Source organism: Xanthomonas campestris pv. asclepiadis (assembly GCF_020784175.1).
In the GTDB taxonomy this organism is placed as follows: domain Bacteria; phylum Pseudomonadota; class Gammaproteobacteria; order Xanthomonadales; family Xanthomonadaceae; genus Xanthomonas; species Xanthomonas campestris_D.
The window spans coordinates 1-19,213 of the sequence record NZ_JAJGQM010000047.1; the positions used below are offsets into that span (position 1 = coordinate 1).

Here is a 19,213-nt window from a genome sequence, read left to right on the forward strand (position 1 = left end):
CGGGACACGCCGTGAATCCGTCCGTGGAGGCTCGGTGGCGGCATCCATGCCGCCACACGGTCCCGCAACCGGCAAGGGCACCGCACTAGGGTGTTGGTCGGTGGCCGCGTGAAAAGCTGTTTGTCGGCAACGTGCATTGGACGTTGAACCGGCGCATCAGTAGCGAACAATACGAAACACGCATAGCTCTTGACCATGCACACCGACCATCTCGAGTGGTCCTTGCCCGCCCACCGTCGCGGGACCTTGAGCGGCATGGATGCCGCGTAAGAGCCTCCATGGATGGATTCACGGCGTGTCCTGCGATGGTGGGCGGGCAAGGGCCTCGCAGCCAGGCCGCAGTTCACTGGCTCTGCCTTGAAGCGTGTCCCCCGATGGTAGGCGGGCGAGGGGCCTGCAGCCAAGCCGCAGATCCGCCGCTCTCAGCGCTACGGCTGAATGACCCGCATTGACCAATCGGAGCCAGCTGCCGAGATTTGCATGTTGGCGTCACCTGGCATTCCCAAACGCTGCGCGGAAATCCCACAGCAATTGATGCATGGTGTTTCGACCCGCGCACCGCATCGGGCATCATGTCGCGATGAAGATCTATCTCGTTGGCGGCGCAGTCCGCGATGCCCTGCTTGGCCAGCCCGCTGGCGACCGCGACTGGGTGGTGGTCGGTGCCGATCAGGCGCAGATGGAACGCCTGGGTTTCAAACCGGTGGGGAAGGATTTCCCGGTGTTCCTGCATCCGCGCAGCGGTGAGGAATATGCGTTGGCGCGTACCGAGCGCAAGTGCGGGCGCGGCTATCGCGGCTTCGTGGTGGATGCCGATCCTTCGGTGACGTTGGAAGAGGATCTGCTGCGCCGCGACTTCACCATCAACGCGATCGCGCGCGACGAAGACACCGGCGAGTTGTTCGACCCGTGTTGCGGCGCGCGCGATCTGCAAGCGCGCGTGCTGCGGCACGTGGGGCCGGCCTTTGTCGAAGATCCCGTGCGCGTATTGCGCGCTGCCCGCTTCATGGCACGCCTGGCACCGCTTGGTTTCACTGTCGCGCCAGAGACCGCAGCACTGATGCGCCAGATGGCCGCCAGCGGCGAGCTGGACAGCCTGGTGCCCGAACGTGTGTGGCAGGAATTGCGCCGCGTGCTGGAGAGTGCGCAGCCGTCGGCATTCCTGCGCACGCTGCACGACACCGATGCGCTGCGCGTCATCCTGCCCGAGATCGATGCACTGTATGGCGTGCCGCAACGTGCCGAGTTTCATCCGGAGGTGGATACCGGCATTCACCAGGAAATGGTCAGCGACATGGCCGCGCGACTGGCGCCCGGCGACGCGCTGGTGGGCTTTGCCGCATTGACCCACGACCTGGGCAAGGCACTCACGCCGGCGGAAGAATGGCCGCGCCACATCATGCACGAACAGCGCGGCGTTGCCCCGCTGCAGACATTATGCGAGCGGCTCAAGGTGCCGCAGGATTATCGCCAGCTCGCCATCACCGCCTGCCGCGAACACTTGAACGTGCATCGCCTGGCCGAACTGCGCGACCGCACCGTGCACGAGCTGCTGGTGCGCTGCGACGCGTTTCGCCGCCCCGAGCGCATCGCGCAACTCGCGCTGGTCTGCGAAGCCGACAAGCGTGGCCGGCTGGGCAGCGAAGACGCCGCGTATCCGCAGGGCGAACAGCTCAAGCACCTGCACGCCGCTGCGCTGGCCATCAATGCGCGCGACCTGGCCGCACAAGGCCTGCAAGGCCCGCAGATCGGCGAGGCATTGGCGAAGGCGCGGATTGCGGCGTTTGCGGCCGCAAGAAAGGCCGGCACATAGCCGATGCATCGCGCATACCATTGTCGAAACGCGACAGGGATATAGCCGTGCCAAGCAAAGCGTTGCTGCAGCGATACTGGCTGGCGAAAGATCCGCCGGCGACCGTCAGCGACTCATTGCAAACGCGAGTCGCCGCCATTACAACAAGGCGGCTGCCCGAGAGCAGCCGCCCGGCCGACGTCACAGCTTGAAATTCAGACTCAACATGAAGGAGCGGCCGTTCTTGTAGATGTAGTACGGCTGGTTCTTGTTGCCGATATAGCTGAAGTAGGTTTCATCCAGCAGATTGGTGGCTTCCAGCGCCACACGCAGCCGCTCGGTGGCCTGGTAGCCGAAAGATGCATCAACCTGGGTGAACGCGTCGGTCATCTGCTGCCCGTTGAGGCGGCCGATCTGGGTGAAGTATTCCGAGCGCCAGCCCAGGTTCACCCGCGCGCTCCATTTGCCCTGCTCGTAGTACGGGCTGATGTTGTAGGCGTTGCGCGAGTTGTACGGCAGGCTGTAATCGCCATCGGTTTTCGAATCGGAATAGGTGTAGTTGGCGACCACGCCGAACCCGTTGCCGAAGTTGTGCTGCAGGTTGAGCGCCACGCCCTGCACCTTGGCATCGCCGGCGTTGGTCGGCACGGAGGTCTGGTAGGTGCTCGAGCCGCCGGTGGCGTTGTTGAAGAACACCCGATCTTCCACTGTGGTCAGGATGTAGTTGGAGATATCGCGCGAGAAGAACTCGCCGCTGAGCAGGCTGCTGTCGGAGAAATACCACTCCAGCGAAGCGCCCAGGTTGGTGGACTCATACGGACTCAGGCCGGGATTGCCCGTGGACGCGGTGAGCGTGGTGTCGTCGGTAGCCACGTACGGGGTCATGTTGGTGTAGCGCGGCCGTGCGATCACCTTGGAGGCAGCGAAGCGCAGCATCAGATCGTCGCGCAGGTCGTAGGCGATGTTGAAGGACGGCAACCACTTGCCATAGCTGCTGAGGAAGTCGACCGGCGTATAGCCGCCACCGGGCGCGTAGCTGAAACCATCGGTGGAATCGCGGGTGTGCACGTAACGCACGCCGACGTTGCCGCGATAGCGCTCGCCGGAAAAATTGCCCTGCAGGAACCAGGCACGGTTCTGTTCTTCGATGCTGTAGTTGCCGGCGTAGCTGATCGGCAAGCCGTCATCGCCTTCCAGACCACCGATGTAGCGACCGATCGCACCGCGGCCGATGGTGGACCAGCGTTGCATGTCGGCGCTGGTGGACAGGCCGTCCAGGTAGCCGGACGGCGTGGTGCCTGGCGAGAAATCCGCGAGCGTGCTGCCGTCGTTCGGGGTCCAGGTGCGGCTGTACGCCGACTGCCCGGTGGCGTGATTGGTGAGCTTGATGCCGGTCAGGATCTGCGTGAACGGCCCCCACTCCACCGCATGGTCGAAATCCAGCTGCAGGTAGCGCTCCTTGTCGTACTGCGGGCTGTGGCTGGCGGAGGCGTTGTTGACTTGCATCGCCGCCGCGTTGGTGGGGTCGGTGCTGTAATCCATCGCGGTGCGGCGCCCGTCGATGTTGTAGCTGTAACCGGCCAGGTTGCGGAACTGGATGCCGTAGATGCGCTCGGCGCCGCCTTGCGAACTGGTGTAACCCACCTGGCTGGATGCATTCCAGCCGTCGCCGTGCCAGTCCGCGCGCAGATGGATGCTGCCGGTGGTGACGTCGCTGTTGCGCAGGTAGCCATCCAGGAATGTGGTGGATTGATCGCCGAACGTACCCGAGGTGGCCACGCCATTTTCGAAGCCCAATGCCTGTGCGTCGCCGGGATTGGAGCCCCAATAGCCGTAACGGCTCTGGTTGTAGTTGTCGAAACTTTCCTTGACGTACAGGCCGGTCAGGTTGAGCTCGAAATCGGCATCCGGCTTCCACTGCAATGCAGCGCTGACACCATCGCGTTTGCGCGTCTGCTGAAACAAGGCGGTATTGATCGAGGTTGGAAACACGCCGGTGTTATTGCCGACCACGGCCGGCGGAAACGCAGCGCCGGCGACATCGTCGTAGCCGAAGATCTCCACGCCATCGCGACGCAGCACGCGCTGCGAATGCATCACCGAGGTGAGGACACCGAACGTTTCATCCTGGTTCTTCCAGCTGTACAGCGCCGACGCATTCGGCTTGCCTTCGTCGGACCGGTCGTTGTAACCGTAGCTCACCGTACCGGTCAGCGTATTGCGCTCGAGTTCCAGCGGCTTGCGCGTGTGCACGATCACGGTGCCGCCGATCGAACCTTCGTCGATGCGCGCCTCCGGTGTCTTGTAGACCTCCATCAGGCCGACCACTTCCGGCGCCAGCGTGCTGTAGTTGAACGAGCGGCTGTCCGGGTCGTTGGGGTCGCCACCCCAGCTGGTGGAGGCAATGGTCTGACCATTGAGCAGCACACGGTTGAGCGCCGGATCGGTGCCGAGGATGCTGACCTTCTCGCCTTCGCCGAACTGCCGGTCCACGGTGATGCCGGACAGGCGCGACAGCGACTCGGCGACGTTGGTGTCGGGGAATTTGCCGATGTCTTCGGCGCTGATCGCATCGACGATCGCATCGGCGTTGCGCTTGACGTTGAGTGCCTTGCCAAGGCTGGCCTGATAGCCAACGACCTTGACCTCGTCCAGCGTGGACACCGAGGGATTGGTTTGCGCGGGCGCCTGTTCCTGCGGGGCTGCAGCCTGCTCCTGCGCACCTGCAGGCAATGCGGCAAGACCTGCCAGGGCAGCGCCACCGATCAACAGAGTGCGGACTGCAGTACTCAATGGGGTGCGCCGCAGCGGGTGTGCATGACAGAACAGGTGACGGGACAACTCGAACACACGGGAAGACGGCATTGCGTAGACCTCTTGACGGATGTCAGGTGGCAACCATGTGGTTGCACGACAACGCGCGATGCGCGTGACATGCCCGCACTCCGTCCCCTGTGCCGGATGCGAGCAGCGTCCCGCATCACCGTAGCGGCGTGCGGGTCAGCGCCAGTCCGACCAGCAGCCGGACGACAACGCTTTCAAGATTTCAGAAATGGCTCCTGCTCGCTGACAACGTTATCAGCGAAGGTGCCTTTCGCAGCCGGGGCTGTCAACTCGCTGCCACAAATGGCCAATTTCATGCCTGAAACCGCACCGACGATGCAGATATTGGAATGACAGCGTGATCGCGATCGCATTCATTTGCTTCAATGAGCAGACCACTGCGCGTAGCGGCCTGATGCCACCAGGCTGCGCAGCCGGATGTTGCGATGCAGGGTGTGTTGCAGGCTTTGATGTGGTGCATGCGGGCGTTTTTTATTGGTGCGCAGGCAGTATTCGCGCAATGCAACTCGCCCTGCGAACGCGGCACTCCGCGGCTAAGTAAGTCGTGGCCACCAATTCAGTTCCATACAGCTGAAGGTGCACCGACACCGGCCGTTCGTCACAATGTTTACCGGATGCACCAGCCCCCGTACAGGGCGATCACTTCGAACGGACGCAGGCCTGCGTCCGCAGCCACTGTGCAGCCGCGTCGATCATATCGACCTGCGAGTCAAGCAGGACATCCGGTTGCAGCCGGCCATCATTGCGATGCCCGTTGCGATCCTGCGTGTAGCTGGCGGCAATCGCAAGGACAGCGCCGCCAGGCAGTTCCACAGAGCGATTGCCGGTGGTCTGGCCGGCGCTTGGCTGACCGAAGCTACGCGTATTTGCACGGCCGCGAAAGGAGATCGCGACCATCTCGCCCGCACTTGCGGTCCTGGAGCCGATCAAGATCGCGACCGGGCGATCTATTTGCAGCGAGGCAGTCGCGCGTGCCGAAGATCGTGCCCGCCAGGGCGATCGCTTGCCTGCCGCATCGACAAAGTTGCCGAGCACTGCATCACCCAGTAGCGGATGCAGCCCGTTGATCATTGGCCACATCGTGCCGCCGGTGTTGTTGCGTACATCGACGATCCAGCCACAGCTGGCCTGTGCGGCGGCTTGATCCAGCGCCGTTGCAAGCGATGTCTCGTAAGCACTGCTGACTTCCTTGGAGGACGTCATCAGGCCGGGGACCTCGAGATAGGCGATGCCGGATGGCAGCAGACGCGCCTGCATGGCAGGCCGCTCGCGCTGTGCAACGGCTTCCACGGCATGTCGCCTGGAAGGACGCATCAGGAAACTATGGCCGTCATCGAGCTGGGCGACCAATGCATCGATGGCGATATAGGCGTCCACTTCGCGCATGTTTATAGCCTGCGCACGCAGCTGCGGCTCACGCGTGGTCCAGTCAATGCGGGCGCTGTGCAAGGCGTGCTCCCGGATCGCGGGGATGGCGACATCCAGGATCGCGCTGGCCGATGCCGCATCGGCCAGCGGTTGGACAGTCAGGCGCAACTGGCTGACATCCAGCATTCCATCGCCTCGCAGCACCACACCAATGAACACCTTCTGCGTATCCATCGGTACCTGCAGCGCAATGGAACGGCTTGCATGCGTCGTGCCGCTGACCGGATCGGTTTGCGAGCTTTCAAAGGCCAGGCGTTTGCCATGCGCATCATCGGCGCGCATCCATAGCGTGGCGCCCTGCGATGCGTTGGAGGTTGCCAATACCCCGGACAACAGCAACGACTGTCCGCGCAAAGACACAGCGTCCAGTTGTGCGGAGGCAGCACCGAACGGTGCAGTGCGCGCGGCAGTTGCGGTCAGACGCAATTGCGCCCCTTCACCGGACTGCACGTCGCCTTGCACCGCAGTCAGTTGGTAATCAGCTCCACCGGCAGCCGCGTACCAGCTTGGAATCGCTGCCACCGCATGCACACTGCACAACAGACTCAGTAACAACCACCATCGCATCCGTGCGTGTCTCATCCGTCACTCATCGCAACCTGAGGTCAGACGCAACTTTAGCAGCCATTGCCTGCGCTGTAAGGCCGTATGCGATCTGCGACGCCAACCCACAGGACATGGCGACTAGCGGCAATGTGGCTATAAATCGCGCGCGACAACCGCGGTGGTCGGATAGCACATACCGCGCCGCGCGGTCATCGATCCCGCTTGGCGCGAGCGTATTCGGCCTGACCGCTACGCCTACTCGCGCTGCCCGGCCACCCAGGTGCCGAGCACCTGCACATCGGCATCCACCAGCACCAGGTCGGCCTGGTAGCCCGGTGCGATGCGCCCCAGCCGGTCGCCCAGGCCGATGCATTGCGCAGGATAGGTCGATGCCATGCGTGCGGCTTCGGCCAGGTCCACGCCCAGCCACTGCACGCTGTTGCGCACGGCCGTGGCCATGTCCAGCGCCGAGCCGGCCAGTGCGCCGTCGGCATTGCGCACCACGCCGTCGACGGCAGTGATGGTTTCGCCGTACAGGTCGAAACTGGGGCTGTCGGCACCGACCATCGGCATGGCGTCGGTGACCAGCAACAGCTTGCCGCGCGGCTTGGCGGCCAGCGCCAGGCGCAGGCTGGCCGGATGCACGTGCACGCCATCGACGATGATGCCGCACCACACATCGGGGTCTTCCAACGCGGCGCCGACCGCGCTGGGCTCGCGCCCGGCCAATTGCGACATCGCGTTGTACAGATGGGTAAACCCGCTGACGCCGGCGGCAATGCCGTCGCGCGCCTGCTCGTACGTCGCCGCCGTGTGGCCGGCAAACACGATCGCGCCACCGGCGACAAAGGCGCGGATGTCGTCCAGCGGTACGCGCTCGGGTGCGAGCGTGATCAGGGTGACGCCGTTGTCCAGCGAGGTATCGACGGCAATCTCGTGCGCGTCGGGCAGGCGGAACTTGTGCGCGTCGTGCGTGCCCTTGCGGGCCGGGCTCAGGTACGGACCTTCCAGATGGATGCCGAGCACGCCGGGCACGCCTTGGGCGATGGCCTGGCGCGTGGCGGCGATCGCCTCGGCCATGACCTCGGCGGTGTCGCTGATCAGCGTCGGCAGCATGCCGGTGGTACCGTAGCGGCGATGCGCCGCCGCGATCGTGGCCAGCGCCTGCGGATCGCGCGCATTGTTGAACAACACGCCACCGCCGCCGTTGACCTGGATGTCGATGAAGCCGGGCAGCAAGGTGCCACCGCCCAGATCCACGCGCGTATGCGCCTGCGCAACGCGCGCATCGTCGGCCGCCACGATCGCCTGGATCTGCGTGCCTGCCAGCAATACGACCAGCCCATCCTGCAGGCCGTCGTCGGTGAGCACGCGTGCATTGCACAACGCTTGAATCGGGGAAGCATCCATGTTCAAACGGTTTCCGTGACCTTGTTCAAGTGCGGCGGCAGATCGGGATTGTTGCCACGCTGCAGGGCCAGCGCGTTGATCGCGCGGTAGAAGCTCTGCACGGTCAGCAGCGGCGCGCTGGCCGGATGCACGGCATCGACGAGCGGCAGATCGCCATCGGGCGCGGCCAGCCACACCTGCGCGCCGCGTGCGCGGAACTCTTCGGCCAGCGCGCGCGTGCCCGCGCCGGTCTCGTCGGGCTGGGCGAACACCAGCACCGGGAAGCCCGGCCCCACCAGCGCCATCGGGCCATGCTTGACCTCGGCCGAGCTATACGCTTCGGCATGCAGGCCGCAGGTCTCCTTGAACTTCAGCGCCGCTTCCTGCGCCGCGCCCAGGCCCAGGCCACGGCCGAGCACGAACAGGTTGTGCGCGGGCACCAGGCCGGCGGTGAGTGCGGACCAGTCGGCCTGCCAGGCGCTTCGCAGCTGCTGCGGCAATGCATCCACCGCCGCGAGCAGGGCCGGGTCGTTCTTCCACACCGCGCCCAGGTGCAGCACGGCGGCCAGCGAGGCGAGATAACTCTTGGTGGCGGCAACACTTTTTTCCGGGCCGGCGCCGAGCGGAATCACCACCTCGGCCAACTGCGCCAGCGGCGAATCTTCCACATTGACCAGGGCGACCACGCGCGCGCCGGCCGCCTTGGCGGCTTCGGCATTACGCAACAGGTCCGGGCTCTTGCCCGACTGCGAAATCACGATGTACAGCGCGCCGCGCAACTGCAGCGGCGCTGCGTAGACCGAGCCCACCGACGGCGATGCAGAGGCGGTCACGATGCCCAGTTGTGTTTCGAACAGATACTTGGCGTAGGTCGCAGCGTGATCGGAACTGCCGCGTGCGCAGGTCACCACGAACGGCGGCGGCGTGTCGCGCAGCGACTGCGCGAGTGCGGCGACGGTGTCGGCGTTACGGGCAAACTGTGCGGCGACCACGTCGGCGGTCTGCGCCGCCTCGCGGAACATCAAGGTCTCGGTTTCGGTGGGAAGGCTCATCGGGCTCAGGCGGATTCGGGGGGAAGGGATTTGGCGGCCGACGCTTGCGCCGGCGCGGTGGAACCGCGCACCACCAGTTGCGGCACGAAGCCGCGGTTCTGCAGCTGTGCGGGCTGGTCGTCGTAGGCATCGCTGCGCAGCTGGCTGATCAACAAGCGTGCGGCATGCCGCGCGATATCGTCGGTGGCCTGCTTGGCGGTGGTCAGTGCCGGCCAGGACTGGCGCGAGAACGGGCTGTCTTCGAAGCCGGCGATCGACAATTGATACGGTACGTTCATGCCGGTGGACTTGGCCGCGGCCAGCACGCCGGCGGCGATTTCATCGTTGCTGCCGAAGATGGCGGTCGGCGGCTCGCGCAACGACAACAGGCGGCGCGCGCCACGGAAGCCATCATCGAAAGTGTAGTCGCCGGGAATCACCAGGTGCTTGTCCAGGGTGATGCCGTAGTCCTTCAACGCGGCTTCGTAGCCGGCGTAACGCTCGCCACTGGAGCGATGCTGCGGACCGCCCCACAAGAAGCCGATGCGCTGATGGCCGAGCTGGATCAGATGCTCGGTGATCTCGTAGGCGGCAGCGCGGTCGTCGATATACACGCAAGGACCATCGCCCGGATCGTCGGTGGCGGCGATGATGCGCACGCTCTTGATGCCGCGCGCAGCCAGGCCGGCCATCAGCTCGGGGCGTTCGGACATCGGTGCGGTCAGCACCACGCCGGCCAGCCGCGAGCGCTGCACCCATTCGGCCAGTTCCTCGGCCAGCAATGGCGAGGTGGAATCGCAGGGATGGATCTGCAGGCCGAAGCCGGTTTCGCGGCAGGCGGCCAGCACGCCGTTCTGGATGCCGATGATGTGATACGGGTTGGGATTGTCGTAGACCAGGCCGATCACGAACGGCGTGCCGCTGCGCAGATTGCGCGCGGACGGATCGGGTTCGTAATCGAGATCGGCGATGGCGCGCAGCACGCGCGCGCGCGTGGCCTGCATCACCGAAGGTTCGTTGTTGATCACGCGCGACACGGTCTTCAACGAGACCTTGGCGCGCTCGGCGACATCTTTGATGGTGGGCCTGCGCATGGGTGTACCTTGTTCGTCGGAACGCATCATGCCGCCCGGTTCACTTGGCCTGGGCCGGCAGGCCCACACGGTAACCGCGCAGCGAATAGAACAGGATGTACAGATAGCACGGCACCATCAGCGCAGCGAACACGACCTGGAAGTCGTAGTGCTGTTTGAGAATGGCAAACAGCTGCGGAATGATCGCGCCGCCGGCAATGCCCATGACCAGCAGTGCCGAACCGATCTCGGTAAAGCGGCCGAGCCCGCGAATGGCCAGCGGAAAGATCGCCGGCCACATCATCGCGTTGGCAAAACCGAGCGCGGCCACGAAGCCCACCGACACATAGCCGTGGGTCAGCAGCGCGCCCAGCGAGAACAGCACGCCCAGCACCGCCGACACGCTCAGGTAGCGCGCCTGCGAGATCACGCCAGGAATCAACGCCAGGCCGACGATGTAGCCAACCAGCATCGCCCCCAGCGTGTAGGAGGTGAAGATCTTGGTGCTGTCCAGCGGCAGATTGAAGCCGTGGCCGTAGGTGCCGATCGCATCGCCGGCCATCACTTCCACGCCCACGTAGACGAACAGGCACAACACGCCCAGCCACAGATGCGGGAACTGGAAGATGCTGGACTTCTGCACGCCGGCTGCGCTGCCGGGCGTGGCATTGGCTTCGGAGGCCCGCAGCTCCGGCAGTGGCGAGAACAGCACGCCGATCGCCAGCAACAGCAGCACGCCGGACATCACCAGATACGGTGCGTGGATCTTGGCGGCGAAGGCGGTGAGCAGTTGTTCCTTGGTGCCGGCATCGGCGCTGGCCACTTGCGCGGACAGATCGCCGATGCCGTGCAGCACCAGCGTGCCGATCAGGATCGGCGCCAGGATGCCGGCGATCTTGTTGCAGATACCCATCAGCGCGATCCGCCGCGCCGCGCTTTCGATCGGCCCGAGGATGCTGATGTACGGATTGATCGCCGTCTGCAGCAGCGCCAGGCCGCTACCGATCACGAACAGGCCGCCCAATGCGCCCGGATACCAGCGCTGGGTGGCGAACTGGCCAAAGCCGGCCGCGCCCACCGCCATCACCACCAGGCTCAGCGCCAGCCCCTTCTTCATGCCGGTGCGCTTGAGGATCCACGACGCCGGCAGCGCCAGAAAGAAGTACGACAGGTAGAACACCATCAGCACCAGGAAGGCATTGACCTCGTTGAGGTCGAACGCCAGCCGCACGAAGGTGATCAGCGGGCCGTTGATCCAGGTGAAGAAGCCGATGATGAAGAACAGCACGCCGACGATGGCGATCGAGACAACGGGATTTGCGGGCCTGGCGGTAGTCATGGATCGGCTGGCTCTTGAGTTGTCGGTGGGGGACGCCGCGCTGGATCAGCGACGCAGTTCGGCGACGAAATCGTAGAAATCGTTGTGGCAATAGGTGTCGGTCAATTCGATCGCGCTGCCGTCGCGCGCATAGCCCACGCGCACCACATGCAGGATCGCCTCGCCGGTCTTCATGCGCAGGTGTTCGGCCAGCCGCGCGGGCAGATTGATCGCGCGAAAGTACTGCAGCGCGCGCACCACCGGGGTGCCCTGCGCATCCAGATAACTGTAGAGCGAATCGCCGATCTGCTGCGGGTCGGCGACGACGCGCTGCGGCAACACCGCATGCTCGTAGGCCATGACCCGATCGTCGGCGCTGCGCAGGCGGGTCAGCGAGGCCACTGCCGCATCAGGCGACAGGCCCAGGCGCAGGATCTCTTCGCCATGCGCCGGGCGCAGCCGCCGCTCCAGCCAGCGGGTGCCGGGCTCGTAGCCCTTGATGCGCAGCGTCTCGCTGAAACTGGTCAGGCCGCTGAGCTGGTGCTGGATCTGCGTGGTGACGAAGGTGCCGGCGCCCTGCCGGCGCGAGACCAGGCCCTGTTCAACCAGCACATCCACGGCCTGGCGCAGGGTCACCCGCGAGATCTGCAGCCGCTCGCACAGCTGGCGCTCGGCCGGCAGCGCCTCGCCGGCCTTCCACTGCGCGCCGCGGATCTGCTCGTCCAGCTTGCTCGCCAGTTGCAGATACAGTGGCGTCGGCGCGGAGGCGTCCAGCGTCAGCGCGTCCATCCGGGGGTCGGTGTCCGTCCTGGCTTCGGTTTTCGGTTTGGCCATTGCCTGTCCTCCGGACCGACTTGGATTCGTTAGGTCCAATATAGTACCAATTTGCCTGCAGCGCATTAGCCGCAGTCGGCCCCGGCAGCGCGGCTGGCGCTGACCCGCGGTCCAGCGGCCCGCTGACTGGACGCCGTGGTCGACGCCGGCTTGCTGTCACTGGCGCCGGCGCCGGCAAGCGCCCAGTGGCTGCGCCATCGCCTGACTGGCGATGCAGTCACAGCCGCAGATACCAGCGCCGCCGATCCATCCACCAGCCCACGCCCCAGCACAGCAGCGTGTAGCTCAGCGCGCACAGCAGCGACCCGAGCGGGCCCGGCGCAACGGCCTGGAACACGCGGATGCCGGCCCAGGCGTACAGGTCCAGGCCGGAGCTGCCGGCCGGGAGCAACCGCAGCACCACCACGAACAATTCGGAGAACAGGTAGATCGCCAGCGGGTTGCGCCCCAGCACGGTGAAGAAGCCGCTGCCGCAGCTCCAGCCGCGCAACTCCAGCAGGTAGACCAGGACGCCCAGCGCCAGCAGATCCAGGCCTACCGTGCAGGCGACGAACGACCCGCTCCAGAGCTTCTTCGACAATGGCCAGGCCGGGTGCCAGAGCAGTGCGAGCAGCACCAGCCCCGCGCCCGCCAGCAACAGGCTGCGCGTGGTGGCACCGGTCTTGCCGTGCCGCTGCAGGAAGCGGCCGCCCAGATAGCCGGCCAGAACGTTGACCGTGGCCGACAGCGTGCCAAGCAGGCCCTCGGGGTCGAAGCCGCCATCCTTGCGATACAGATGCGCGCGCCCGTACAGCCACAGGTCCAGCCGGGTGCCGGCGTTGCCGGTCTTGCTCAGCTCCGCACCGGGCTGGCCGAAGACGTACAGCAACGCCCAGTAGCCCAGCAGCAGCGCGACGCAAACCGGCGCGATAGCGCGTGGCGGCAGATAGCGCACCAGCAGCGCCGCGAGCAGATAGCACAGGCCGATCCGCTGCAGCACGCCGGTCAGGCGGAGTTGATCGACCTCGGTGAACGCCCAGCCACCGTCGGGCTGCGGATGGAAGAACGGAAACCAATACATCAGCACGCCGCATAAGAAGATCAGCGCGGCGCGCTTGCCCACGCGGCCGAGGAACTGCCGATGCGGCGTGCCGGTGGCCAGCGCAAAACTCATCGCGCTGCCGACGGCGAACAGGAACGAGGGAAACACCAGATCGGCCAGCGTGAAGCCGAACCAGGCCGCGTGGGTCAGCTGCGCATATGGCTGCGCGCCGGGCCCGGCGGTGTTGACCAGGATCATCAGGAAGATGGTCAGGCCGCGGAACACGTCCAGCGACAGGAAGCGTTCGCGCCTGGGTGCTGCGGTTGCAGCGCCAGCTGCAGCAGGGAGTGTTTGTGCGCTCATTGCAGTTCCTTGCCCAGGGACTGCACGTAGAGGCAGCGTGCAGACGTGCTGCCCGTGGCGAGCGTCGTTGCATCGGCGCTGAAGCGCTCATGTAGGGCCGCGATGTGCAATACGGATCTGCTCATTGGGCAGTGCCTTGCGTGGTGCTGCGAATGGCACCGTGCGCCATGCCGCGCATGTCGCCTTGGGCAATGCCTTGCGTTGCAGCGTGCGGACTGCTTTGCACATTGCCTTGCATGGCACTTTGCAAACCATCCTGCGCATCCACCTGCGCCAGCAAGCTGCGTAGCAGGGTCAGTGGGTCGCGGGGTGGCTGTCGCTTCGGCAGCGCGTCCTGCTCGGCCCATTGGCGTTCCCAGGCTGCAAGCTGCGCGTTGACTGTCGCTGCGTCGAACGGCGTGCCGGCCTTGCGTGCGGCGCGGTATGCGCGCAGAAAGCGCGTCCAGCGCTGCAGGTAGAAATCCGCGTACATGCCCTGCCACGCCTTGGACGCGTAATCGGCCAGATTGCCGTCGCCGCCCCAGATGCTGACCTGCGCACGCGCATTGCCGACATAGGCGCGACGCAGTGCGGCATCGTTGCCGGCGGCCGCGGCGGCCTGGCCGGTCCAGTCGGCCAGGGTTTCGTGTTGACCGCCGACCAGTGCATCCAGTCCCTGCACCAGTTGCGTGGTGCGCGCCAGCAGCGCATCGCCGCGCGCGAACTCGCCGGCGTCGTAGGCCTGCACCACCGCCTGCAATTGACGGTCGGCATGCAGGCTCAGGTAATGCCGCGCGTCTTCGATCAGGTCGTAGCGGTACAGCGGCGCGTCGGCATAGCGGTCGGCCTGCTGCAGCAACGCGTCGATGGCGCGGCGCAGGCGTTGCGGATCGCCGGGGCGATCATCGAAGCCGACACTATCGGCGGTCGGCCGCTTGAATAGCAGGTAGGCGCCGGCACGCTTGTTCCACCAGCGCGGCGACCAGTAGCGGGTCTGGTAAATGCCCGCTTCCAGATCCGACCAGGCCTGCAGCAACGTCGCATCGCTGCGGCCGTAGCGCGCGCGGGTGTACTGCGTGAGCCACTGCGACCAGGATTGCTGCGGGCCCTCCCAGGCCAGCGCGTAGAGATACTCGTAGACCACCGAGTTGCTGTGCAGGCCTTCCGGAAACACGCCAAAGCCGCGCAGATTGCGTTTGTCCGGATCGGCCAGCAAGGCCTGCAGATCGTGCCGATAGAACGCGAAGTCGCCGTACAGCGGATTGCTGGCGCCGTAGTTGTGCACGTAGCCATAGATCCACTGCTTGTTGTCGAACGCCTGCGAAGCCTTCCAGGTGCCGGGATAGCGGTCGTTGCCGATGTCCAGCACCATCAGCCGCGCATCGGGCACCTTGCCGAGAAACGCGGCGATCGCCTGCGGTTGCCAGAACTCGCGGTCGGCACCGAACAGCCAGCCCTGCATCACCCAGGTGGCCTGCGGATTGACCTGCGCGATGGAGCGGTACAAGGCCTGCCCGTACTCGGCCAGGCGTGCATCGCGTTGCGCCGCCGGCACGGCCTTGGCACGTGCAGCGTCGGAGTTGGCGATGCTGTCGCCGTACTTGGCGGCGGCCACGTCGCTGCCGTCGTCGGCCACCGGCGGCAGCATCTCGTTGAAGGCGTCGGCCAGATAGAACTCGCCTGCACCGTAGGCCTGCGTGTACAACTGCAGGAACCGGCGCGCGACCTGGGTGAACAACGGATCGCGCGGATCCAGCCAATAGGTTTCATGAAAGCCTTCCCAGGCGCGCATGCGGTAGATGCGTGCGTTGGGATGCGCCTGCGCGAATGCCTTGGGCACATAGCCGGCAAACGCCGGCAGCACCGGCTGCATGCCCAGCTCGCGCATGCGGGTGAGGATCTGCGTCTGTAGCACGCGCTTGCTGTCGATCCATTGCTGCGGCAGCGGTGCGCGATAGCCTTCGATATTGCCCATGCGCTGCCATGGGGTGAATGCGGGGCCGGAGAAATACTCCGCCAGCGCGTCATCGCCCACGTCGAATTCGCGCCACAGCGCCTGCCAGATCGCCTCCTGCCCTTCCATCGCCAGCGGCATGTCGATGCCGTGCAGCGCCATCCAGTCGATCTCGCGCTGCCAGCGTGGCCAGTCCCAGAACGGCGTGGTGTAGCCGTAGGTGCAGGTGTTGAGATAGGCGCGATGGGCAAACGGCGTACGCACCTGGCCGCTGCGGTAGGCAGGCCATTGCGCCGGCAGCGCCACGCGGTCGCCTTCCCAGCTCATCGAGGCCGCACCGGCCTGGCCGAGATAGGCGTAGGCGCCACGCGCCAAGGCCACCTGCGAAGAGCCGGCAATGCGCACCGTGTCGCCATCGGCATCGATGCGGTACCAGTCCGCGCCGTCGCCGCGCGGCGCCACGCGCATCTCGAACTGGGCGACGCGTGCGCCGATCAGGCGCTGCAGCACCGCCTGTGCGGGCGGTGCGGCCAGCACCAGATGCGGAATGGCGAGCAAGGCGCTCAGCACTGTGCCGGCGAACAGCCGCGCGGGCGACGACGGAAAAAACGATGAGGCAATCATGGCGAGTTCCGATACTGCACGGTGACGACGTCGTGGAATCCAAACGGTTGATCCGCAGCGACCTGCAGGATCACCGCCAGCGTGCGTGCGCCAGCGGCGGGTGCAAGCGCCAATGTGATCGGCGTGCCGGCCGCTGCCTGAGCAACCGCGCGACCATCCAGAAACACCTGCGCCGGCCCGCTGAGCCGGCCCAGATCGAGCGTGCCGCCGTGGGTCTGCACGCCTTGCCACGGCGTGAACCGGGTGCGGTACAACACATAGCCGGCGCGTTCGGGTGCGGTTTCCAGCGTGCCGGGCAGCGTATTGCTCCAGCTGTTGTTGTCATTGGGGCGGCGCGACAGATCCGGCGCCGGCGGCTGCGCGAAGGTGGCGGTGTGGCGCCAGCTCTCGACCACCATCACCGGCGCCACGATCGGCACCGTGGCTGGCAGCGGCACGGCCGCGCACGCGATCTCGAGCACCGCATCGCGCAAGCCTGCGCTGCGCGCCTGCAGCCGCAACACGCCTGCGCCACGCCCAGCCTGCACGATCGCCTGCGCCAGCCCGTTGAACAAGGCCACTTGCGTGCCCTGATCGGGAGCGTGCGCATTCGGGTCGCCATTGCCGACACCCAGCAAGCGGCCACCGCTGATCTGCAGCGTTAGCGTTGCATTGCAATCGGGCACGTGGCGACCTTGCGCATCCACCGCTTCCAGGGTCACCGGCTGCGCATCGCGGCCATCGCCGCGCAGCTGGGGGCGGTCGGGCGTGAGCCGCAGCGCGACCGCTGCGCCGGTGGTTTCCACCCGGGTACGCGCCACCTCGCGGCCGTCGCGCCAGGCCACCGCTTCCAGCACGCCCGGCGCATAGTCCACCTGCCACTGATTCATCTGCGCGCGATCCACCGCCTGCTTTCCCAGCGAGCGGCCATTGAGCCACAGCTCCACCTGCGCGGCATTGCAGAACGCCATCACCTTGATCGGCTGGCCCTCGCGGCCGGGCCAGTTCCAGTGCGGCAACAGGTGCAGCACCGGCGCATCGTCGATCCACAATGCGCGGCGCAACCAATACGCCCCCTTGGCGAATCCGCATTGATCCATGATGCCGAAGAACGCGCCCACCGACGGCCATTCGAACGGGGTGGGTTCGCCGCGATAATCGAAGCCGGTCCACACGAAACTGCCGGCGACGAACGGGCGTTCGGCAATCAGCTGCCAGGCGCGGCGGTGGGTATTGCCCCAGTCCGCGGCCAGGCTGTCGTCTTCGGCCACCACGTGCGCGTCCAGGTCGGTGAACCACGCCCCGCGCGTCTGGAATGCACTGGTGTCCTCGCTGGACAGCATCGGCGTGCGTGGCCGCGCCGCATGCACGCGGTCGTAGTTGGACTGGCGGTAGTTGAAGCCGAGCACGTCCACTACATCGGCCGCGCCGCGGGTGGCGAACATGCCATCGTTCATGCCGGCGGTGATCGGGCGGCTGTCGTCGAGCGCACGCACCGCGCTGGCGGCGCGCGCGATGATCGCGTAACCGGTGGCGGTGCCCTGCAGCGGCTCTTCGTTGAGCAACGACCACAGGAACACGCTGGGATGGTTGCGCTGGCGCCGCACCATGTTGCGCAGCAGCGCCACATACTCGGGTGCGGGATTGAACAGCCGGTTCTCGGCCATCACCAGCATGCCGAGCCGGTCGCAGGCCTGCAGCAGTTCCGGTGCCACCGCATGATGCAGGCGGATGGCATTGCAGCCCATCGCTTTCAGGCGCTGCAGGCGAAACGCGTGCAAGGCATCGGGCAGCGCCACACCGACGCCGGCATGGTCCTGATGCAGGCAGACGCCCTTGATCTTGAGCGGGCGGCCATTGAGGAAGAAGCCGTGATCGGCATCGAAGCGCAGGCTGCGAAAACCGATTTCGCACCCGGCACGGTCGCTGCGGCCGTCTGCGCCACGCACGCTGGCCTGCACGCGATACAGCACCGGCGTGTCCACGTTCCAGCGCTGCTGTTGCGGCACCGACATGCTGATGGCCGCCTGCGCAGTGCCGAATGCGTCCACGCGCAGTTGCGTCTCGCCACTCGCCACGACAGCACCGTTTGAGTCGCGTAGCGCCACATCCACCCGGGCCTCGGCGGGCTGCTCGCCGCTGTTGACCAGGTCCAGCTGCACCAGTACCTGCCAGACATCGCCAGCGCCTTCGCGCGGCACCGCCGCCAGGCCGTCGCCGGCGATATGCAAGGGCGCACGCAGCACCAGCCAGGTGTGCCGGTAGATGCCGCCGCCCTCGTACCACCAGCCATCCATGGCCTCGGCATCGACGCGGATGGCGATGCTGTTCAAGGCATTGCCGTAGCGCGCGACCGGCGTGAGGTCGATGACCAGCCCGTTATAGCCGCTCCAGCTGCGTGCCATCAGCATGCCGTTGACCCAGACGGTGGCATGGCTGGCGATGCCGTCCAGACGCAGTTCCACTGCCTGGCCGCGCACGGATTCATCCAGCCGCAGCGTGCGTCGGTACCAGGCAATGCCGCGCGGGCGATACCCCTGCGCGATGTTGGCATCGGCGCGCACCGCTTGCTCCACCACAAAATCGTGCGGCAGTTGCAGCTGCCGCCAGCCGGTGTCGTCGAAGTCCGGTGCCGCCGCGCCCCAGGCGCGGCCGGCCTTGGCGTTGTCGTAGGTCTCGTCTTGCGCAAGCAGGCGCGGCAACGGCAAATCGCCGGCATGGAAGCGCCAACCTTCGTCCAGGTCCAACCATTGGCCGCCGTCATCCATGCCCGCTGGCGGTGGCGCGGGACGCGCCGTGTCGCCGCTACCAATGCGCGTCGTTACGGCGCTCGCCGCGCCTGGCAGCAACGCCGGCACGCCAAGCAGCGACGAGGCGCGGACGCTGCCGGCAAGGAATTCACGCCTGCGCATGACAGCGCCCGCTCGACTGCACTGCAGGCATGCCATGAGGGGCGCGCGGCGCAGCCACTCCCGCAGCCGCGGCATGGCGCGTTCCCGTCCCCGCTGCGGCGTTGTACTGACCAACGGCGTTGCACT

General features: G+C 66.0%; 11 protein-coding genes. 1 reads left to right on the forward strand and 10 read right to left on the reverse strand.

Annotated elements, in window-relative coordinates; translation table 11 throughout:
• Window positions 1-580 precede the first annotated feature (580 nt).
• Complete coding sequence (locus LL972_RS17500) at window positions 581-1,813, forward strand: multifunctional CCA addition/repair protein (protein ID WP_228328673.1); 1,233 nt, start codon at window positions 581-583, stop codon at window positions 1,811-1,813.
• Window positions 1,814-1,993: 180 nt separating this feature from the next.
• On the opposite strand, the gene LL972_RS17505 is transcribed toward LL972_RS17500, so the two are convergent.
• The 10 genes from LL972_RS17505 to galA all read right to left on the reverse strand — a co-directional run bounded on the left by LL972_RS17505 (window position 1,994) and on the right by galA (window position 19,087).
• Entirely contained in the window at window positions 1,994-4,657 is a 2,664-nt protein-coding gene (locus LL972_RS17505; RefSeq protein ID WP_228328674.1) for a TonB-dependent receptor, read from the reverse strand.
• A 618-nt stretch (window positions 4,658-5,275) separates the two neighbouring features.
• Window positions 5,276-6,424, reverse strand: a complete 1,149-nt coding sequence (locus tag LL972_RS17510; protein WP_228328675.1) for a S41 family peptidase — start codon at window positions 6,422-6,424, stop codon at window positions 5,276-5,278.
• 441 nt (window positions 6,425-6,865) lie between these two features.
• Window positions 6,866-8,020 carry an N-acetylglucosamine-6-phosphate deacetylase gene (gene nagA, locus LL972_RS17515; RefSeq protein WP_228328676.1) on the reverse strand — a complete coding sequence of 385 codons (1,155 nt, stop codon included), beginning with the start codon at window positions 8,018-8,020 and terminating at the stop codon, window positions 6,866-6,868.
• A 2-nt stretch (window positions 8,021-8,022) separates the two neighbouring features.
• Entirely contained in the window at window positions 8,023-9,051 is a 1,029-nt protein-coding gene (locus tag LL972_RS17520) for an SIS domain-containing protein (protein WP_228328677.1), read from the reverse strand.
• Between the two features lie 5 nt (window positions 9,052-9,056).
• Window positions 9,057-10,124, reverse strand: a complete 1,068-nt coding sequence (locus tag LL972_RS17525; RefSeq protein ID WP_228328678.1) for a LacI family DNA-binding transcriptional regulator — start codon at window positions 10,122-10,124, stop codon at window positions 9,057-9,059.
• Between the two features lie 40 nt (window positions 10,125-10,164).
• A complete protein-coding gene (locus LL972_RS17530) occupies window positions 10,165-11,442 on the reverse strand; it encodes a sugar MFS transporter (RefSeq protein ID WP_228328679.1) in 1,278 nt (425 codons plus the stop codon).
• 45 nt (window positions 11,443-11,487) lie between these two features.
• A complete protein-coding gene (locus LL972_RS17535) occupies window positions 11,488-12,210 on the reverse strand; it encodes a GntR family transcriptional regulator (RefSeq protein WP_228328697.1) in 723 nt (240 codons plus the stop codon).
• A gap of 262 nt (window positions 12,211-12,472) precedes the next feature.
• Window positions 12,473-13,639: an acyltransferase family protein gene (locus tag LL972_RS17540; protein WP_228328680.1), complete on the reverse strand. Its 1,167-nt coding sequence runs from the start codon at window positions 13,637-13,639 to the stop codon at window positions 12,473-12,475.
• A 121-nt stretch (window positions 13,640-13,760) separates the two neighbouring features.
• A complete protein-coding gene (locus tag LL972_RS17545; RefSeq protein ID WP_228328681.1) occupies window positions 13,761-16,196 on the reverse strand; it encodes an alpha-N-acetylglucosaminidase in 2,436 nt (811 codons plus the stop codon).
• Window positions 16,193-19,087, reverse strand: coding sequence for a beta-galactosidase GalA (gene galA, locus LL972_RS17550; protein WP_228328682.1), 2,895 nt, complete (start codon window positions 19,085-19,087; stop codon window positions 16,193-16,195). Before galA ends, LL972_RS17545 begins: the two co-directional genes overlap by 4 nt.
• Between the last annotated feature and the right edge of the window lie 126 nt (window positions 19,088-19,213).

Coding starts and splice junctions, on each gene's coding strand:
- LL972_RS17500 (WP_228328673.1), top strand. CDS start 581: ATGAAGATCTATCTCGTTGGCGGCGCAGTCCGCGATGCCCTGCTTGGC.
- LL972_RS17505 (WP_228328674.1), bottom strand. CDS start 4,657: ATGCCGTCTTCCCGTGTGTTCGAGTTGTCCCGTCACCTGTTCTGTCAT.
- nagA (WP_228328676.1), bottom strand. CDS start 8,020: ATGGATGCTTCCCCGATTCAAGCGTTGTGCAATGCACGCGTGCTCACC.
- LL972_RS17520 (WP_228328677.1), bottom strand. CDS start 9,051: ATGAGCCTTCCCACCGAAACCGAGACCTTGATGTTCCGCGAGGCGGCG.
- LL972_RS17525 (WP_228328678.1), bottom strand. CDS start 10,124: ATGCGCAGGCCCACCATCAAAGATGTCGCCGAGCGCGCCAAGGTCTCG.
- LL972_RS17530 (WP_228328679.1), bottom strand. CDS start 11,442: ATGACTACCGCCAGGCCCGCAAATCCCGTTGTCTCGATCGCCATCGTC.
- LL972_RS17535 (WP_228328697.1), bottom strand. CDS start 12,210: ATGGACGCGCTGACGCTGGACGCCTCCGCGCCGACGCCACTGTATCTG.
- LL972_RS17540 (WP_228328680.1), bottom strand. CDS start 13,639: ATGAGCGCACAAACACTCCCTGCTGCAGCTGGCGCTGCAACCGCAGCA.
- LL972_RS17545 (WP_228328681.1), bottom strand. CDS start 16,196: ATGATTGCCTCATCGTTTTTTCCGTCGTCGCCCGCGCGGCTGTTCGCC.
- galA (WP_228328682.1), bottom strand. CDS start 19,087: ATGCGCAGGCGTGAATTCCTTGCCGGCAGCGTCCGCGCCTCGTCGCTG.